Genomic DNA, 5480 nt, shown 5'->3' with positions numbered 1-5480 from the left:
ACTTATTTATTCTTTTTGTCAAGAATAAATCTATGAACATTTTATGAATAGAATCAACTGTCTACTTCGTTCACAGCAACGCTCATCCCACACGAAGACGGAATTTCTGAATTTCTTTTTCGCTGGAAACCTTTTCTATCTCAGCTCCCAGACTTCTCAGCTTTTCTTCAAAATTCTCATAGCCCCGCTGGATATAAACAATATCATCCACTACTGTAACACCATCTGCTGCCAGACCTGCAATTACCAGCGCCGCACCTGCACGAAGATCCGGAGCGCTGACTCTTGCGCCTGTAAGTTTACGCACACCGTCAATAATAGCAGAATTTCCCTCTACCTTAATGTTTGCTCCCATTCTGGAAAGTTCATCTGCATATTTAAAACGGTTTTCAAAAATACTTTCCGTAACAATACTGGTTCCCTCTGCAAGTGTAAGGGTAACAGCGATCTGCGGCTGCATATCTGTTGGATATCCCGGATATGGAAGTGTTTTTACATGTGTTCTGTGAAGTCTTTTTGCTGCACGGACACGAACTGCATCATCAAATTCTTCCACTTCACAGCCAATTTCTTCAAGCTTGGCTGTAGTTGCCTCCAGATGCTTGGGAATTACATTTTTTACTGTAACATCACCGCCGGTAGCCGCTGCAGCAAACATAAAGGTTCCTGCCTCGATCTGATCCGGAATGATAGAGTATTCCGTACGATGGAGCTTCTCCACACCTTTGATACGGATTACATCTGTTCCCGCACCCTTGATATTTGCGCCCATACTGTTCAAAAAGTTTGCGACATCTACAACATGAGGTTCTCTTGCCGCATTCTCGATAATGGTACGTCCCGGAGCCATAGATGCAGCCATCATAATATTAATGGTTGCTCCTACAGAAACCACATCAAGGAAAATATGACTTCCATGAAGGTTCTCTGCTCTGGCAACAATAGCGCCATGAACGATCTTTACATCTGCTCCAAGGGCACGGAAGCCCTTCAGATGCTGATCGATCGGTCTGCTTCCGATATTGCAGCCTCCCGGAAGAGGTACTTCTGCATGTTTGTATTTTCCAAGCAGTGCCCCCAGAAGATAATAGGACGCACGGATTTTTTTGATATATTCATAATCAACACTGATATCAGCAATGGTAGATCCGTTGATCTTCACAGTGGATCTGTTAATGCGCTCTACCTGCGCTCCGATCCCCGCGATTGCTTCCAGTAAAACATTGATGTCTCTTACGTCAGGCAGGTTCTCAATTAATATGGTATCATCCGTCATAATAGCAGCCGAAAGTATTGCAAGGGCCGCATTTTTGGCTCCGCCAATCTCAACTTCCCCTACTAACGGATTGCCACCTTTAATTACATACTGTTCCATAAAACACCTCTATAATTATTTTTACTCCGTAAGTCGAAGCAAACGCCAGAAATAACTGATTCCAATAAAAAAAACATTATCTTAAAATGTTCAATAACGTATTATAACACATTTTTAACATTTGTAAATAAAAATTTCACTGTTTCTGTCTGCTCCTACTGTGCTTCATGCACAACAGTCACCTTTTTTCTGCAGAAAGTCTGTTCAGAACTGCCTGAATGCATGTCTCCAGATCTTTTCCTTCTTCGTCTACCACAATGTCTGCATACTTCTCATACAGAGGCGTTCTTTCCTGATAAAGATCCTTCAAAGTCTGTCCTTCTTTCAGGAGAACTCCTCTTCCTTGCAGATTGCCGAGACGCTTTGAAAGAGGCTTTAAAGATAATTTCAGATAAACAACTGTTCCTATTGATTTCAGATGTTCCATTGCCTCATGACAGTAAACCACACTTCCTCCTGTGGCAATTACTGTCTCCTCTGCCTCAATTGATGCATTTACCCTGTTTTCTATTTCTTTGAAGCCGTCATTTCCCTCCTGGGATATGATCTGATGAAGTTTTCTTTTTTCCTGTTTCTGAATCAGAAGATCTGAATCAAGGAACTGATACCCCAGGATTTTTGCAAGAACAACTCCAATGGTACTTTTTCCCGCACCTGGCATTCCGATCAATATGATATTATTCATACATTTTACTGCCTTCCAGATAAAGTATTTGCAATTTACCAAATTTTATTTTACCATAAAAAGCCTTATTCCGCAATCCTTAGCGGATTCCGCAGCTTTTTACTGGATTTTCATCGTTTTTTTCTTTTATTTTTCACTTTTTTTACGCTATATCCAAAAGTTCCCAGTTTTCTTCCTGTTGCCAGATATTCCCCGTGAGAATACACAATAGGCTTTGCCCTGTTCAGATCAAATCTTTTTTTCTCATCCATGTATTTTTCATCAGCATGAACTGCCACGACTTCTGCAATAAACATATGATGAGAACCCAGTTCTTTTATTTCCCGCACACGGCATTCAATATTCACCGGCGATTCTGTGATCATAGGCGCTTTTACCAAATCTGCCTTTTGTCTTGTAAGACCTGTTTCTTTAAATTTATCTACATCTCTGCCGGATCTGACACCACAGTAATCTGTGGCAAAAGCCAGCTCCTCTGTAGTCAGATTGACCACAAATTCTCCGGTTTCCCGAATCATATGATAAGAAAAACGCTCCGGACGGACAGAAATGGACAGCATAGGCGGATTGGTACATACCGTTCCCGCCCATGCCACTGTAATAATATCATCTTTTCCTTCTTTATCTGCAGTGCTTACCATAACCACAGGAAGAGGGTACAGCATATTTCCCGGCTTCCAGCTTTGCTTTGCCATTATATCCTCCTTGCCTTTATGCATACTCGTTCAGCATCTGAGCTGCTTCCATCAGTGCAGGGATCAGCTGTTTTTTTCTGGATACAACGCCCTCCAGATAAAGAGAGCCATCCTCTGCCTCCATTCCAAAAGCACTTTCCGCCATTTCCCGGCTTCCTTCGCCGTAAAAAAGCAGTTCTGTAGAACGGTTCATAATGCTGGTGAGCATAAAGTATACTCTGGTAACTCCATGGCGTCCGCATTCGCTGACCATAAACGGCTCCAGTTTTTTCTTGATCTCCTTCAGTTCTTCTTCGTCCATGGAACTGATCTGACCCACTCCAAACATAATATCGCCCTCAGCGATAAACTTTTTATAGTCCTGATAAAAGATTTCTTCGGGAGCTTTATCCTTCAGATTGCTTCCTGCCTTGAACATTTCTTTTGCAAACTCCTCAATGGAAATATCTGCAATCAGCGCAAGGGCTCCTGCTGCCATCTTATCCTGAAGAGTACAGGTGGGAGAGCGGAACATCAGCGTATCTGAAATAATCGCAGCACAGAGCAGTCCTGCGATCTTAGGCGGGATTTCCAGCTTCTGCTCCCCGTATATCTGATACATGATAGTTCCTGTACATCCTACCGGCTGATTTCGGAAATTAATAGGCTGCATGGTCTGAAGTGTGCCCAGCTTGTGATGATCGATAATTTCCAGGATATCTGCCTTTTCAATATTATCCACTGCCTGATCTTTTTCATTGTGATCCACCAGGACCACTTTTTTTCTATGCATATCCAGGAAATTACGGCGTGAAATAGTTCCTACACATTTTCCTTTTTTATCGATCACAGGGAAGGCACGGTGCCTGTGCTTGATCATGACATCCTGGATATCATCTGTAAAATCTTCCGTGTGGAAAGTAACCAGATTATCCGTCTTCATGATATAACGTACCGGGATACTCTGATTGATCAGCCTCGATATGGTAAAAGTATCATAGGGTGATGAAATCACTACAATATCTCTTTCATGAGCCAGCTTCAGGACTTTTTCTGTTACCTGAATATCCATTCCCACAATAATGCAGCTTACATTCAGTTCGATCGCCTGAAGATGATCCTCTTCCCTGTTTCCAAGGATCACCATATCATTTTCTCCTACATATTCTTTGATCTTATCCGGATCCGCCGTTCCTACCATGACCTTTCCTTCTGTAAAATAGCCATGACCGTTTCCTTCTACCACTTTTCCATTGATGGTCTCCGCAATCCTCAGGTACTGTGTCCTTGCTCTGGAAAGAAGGTAGCTGTCCGTGGTATCCATATACGTTTTTGCAATATCACCAATGGTGATCAATCCTTCCAGGCCGCCATCCTTATCCCTGATGGGAAGAGATACGATACTGTTTTCCTGCATCAGATCCCATGCATTTTTCAAGGACATGCTTTTATCTGCCTCGGGACTCATACGGATATCCATATCCTTTACCTGCGTTCCAATATTGCTTAAATATCCCGGCGGCTGAATTCCAAAACGGTTCAGAACAAATTCTGTTTCCTCATTGATCTGGCCTGCACGTTTTGGTATATACCGCCTGTTCTGGAATGTTCTGTTCTTAATATCGCAATACGCGATAGCTGAACAGATAGAGTCCGTATCCGGATTCTTATGTCCGATCACAAAGATTTTATCCTGCTTCTTCATAATTTCCTCTTTCTAAAATTCAAACCAGTAATCAGTTCAGTTTAATCCCTGCAAAAAGAGATCCCAGAGAAGTAGTTGCTTCTTCTCCTGCATCCGGCGCCTCATAGACCTCCTCTTCGATCTCCTTTGCCATCATATCTTCCGCCTCTTTTATACTGAGACTTAACTTTCCGTCTTTCACTGCAGTTACCTTTACTTTTACCCTGTCTCCTACACTCAGAATCTCAGAAGGCTTACGGATCCTTTTTTCACAGATCTGCGAAATGTGTACCAGACCGGAAAGTCCGTTTCCAAGATCCACAAATGCACCGTAAGGCTGAAGGCTTTCTACTACTCCCTCTGTCACAAGACCTACCTGAACATTGGATATTTTATTTTTTCTTTCTTCCTCTGCCTTCTCTCTTAAAAGTTCCTTTGCTGAGAGGATCAGCTTTTTACTTTCTTTCTCAAAATCAATAACCTGAACCTGAATATGCTGATTCAGATATGATTCCGTATCCTCCACATATCCCAGTGCCAGCTTGGAAGCAGGGATAAATCCTCTGATATCCTCTACATAGGCGATCACACCGGCATTGGTGATTCCTTTTACCACAACATCTAAAACTTCTCCGGATTCCTTATATTCTCTGATTTTTTCCCAGGCAAGAATATCTGATGCTTCTACTCTGGAAAGAAGAATATTTCCATTTCCGTCATCCGTACGTACCACAGTGGCAGAAACCTCATCTCCCGGATGTACGGCCTCTTTCAGACTAAAACCCGGTTCTCTGCTGTAAGCGTCTGCCGGGATCACACCTTCTGCATAATATCCCAGATCAAGGATCACTTCCTTTTCGTCAACACTGACTACTGTTCCGTTAAGAATATCTCCTTCTTCTATTTTTTTCATGGATGCATTTAGTTCCTGCTCATAATCTTTCATTGTTTCTGCCATATTATACAACTCCTTTTTTATATATGATATCCAGCTTAATCTGTCTGTTATTATATCATAATCCTTTTCCCGCCTACAACCTTTGTGTATTTATAAAAAGAAAA

General features: G+C 42.1%; 5 protein-coding genes. All 5 read right to left on the bottom strand.

What is annotated here, in order from left to right; translation table 11 throughout:
* Positions 1-82: 82 nt before the first annotated feature.
* The 5 genes from RDS42_RS12050 to RDS42_RS12030 all read right to left on the bottom strand — a co-directional run bounded on the left by RDS42_RS12050 (position 83) and on the right by RDS42_RS12030 (position 5376).
* A complete protein-coding gene (locus RDS42_RS12050) occupies positions 83-1375 on the bottom strand; it encodes a UDP-N-acetylglucosamine 1-carboxyvinyltransferase (RefSeq protein WP_308783878.1) in 1293 nt (430 codons plus the stop codon).
* A 178-nt stretch (positions 1376-1553) separates the two neighbouring features.
* On the bottom strand, positions 1554-2060 hold the full coding sequence (locus tag RDS42_RS12045) for a shikimate kinase (RefSeq protein WP_308783877.1): 507 nt from the start codon (positions 2058-2060) through the stop codon (positions 1554-1556).
* 110 nt (positions 2061-2170) lie between these two features.
* Positions 2171-2755, bottom strand: a complete 585-nt coding sequence (locus RDS42_RS12040; RefSeq protein WP_308783876.1) for a flavin reductase family protein — start codon at positions 2753-2755, stop codon at positions 2171-2173.
* Between the two features lie 16 nt (positions 2756-2771).
* Complete coding sequence (locus RDS42_RS12035; protein ID WP_308783875.1) at positions 2772-4439, bottom strand: putative manganese-dependent inorganic diphosphatase; 1668 nt, start codon at positions 4437-4439, stop codon at positions 2772-2774.
* Between the two features lie 31 nt (positions 4440-4470).
* Positions 4471-5376: a S1 RNA-binding domain-containing protein gene (locus RDS42_RS12030; RefSeq protein WP_308783874.1), complete on the bottom strand. Its 906-nt coding sequence runs from the start codon at positions 5374-5376 to the stop codon at positions 4471-4473.
* Positions 5377-5480 lie beyond the last annotated feature (104 nt).

The sequence above is a fragment of the uncultured Blautia sp. genome (assembly GCF_902497045.1).
Classification (GTDB): Bacteria; Bacillota; Clostridia; order Lachnospirales; family Lachnospiraceae; genus Blautia_A.
Note: the sequence above shows the minus strand (reverse complement) of the source record. Positions and strands in the feature narration are given on the sequence as shown.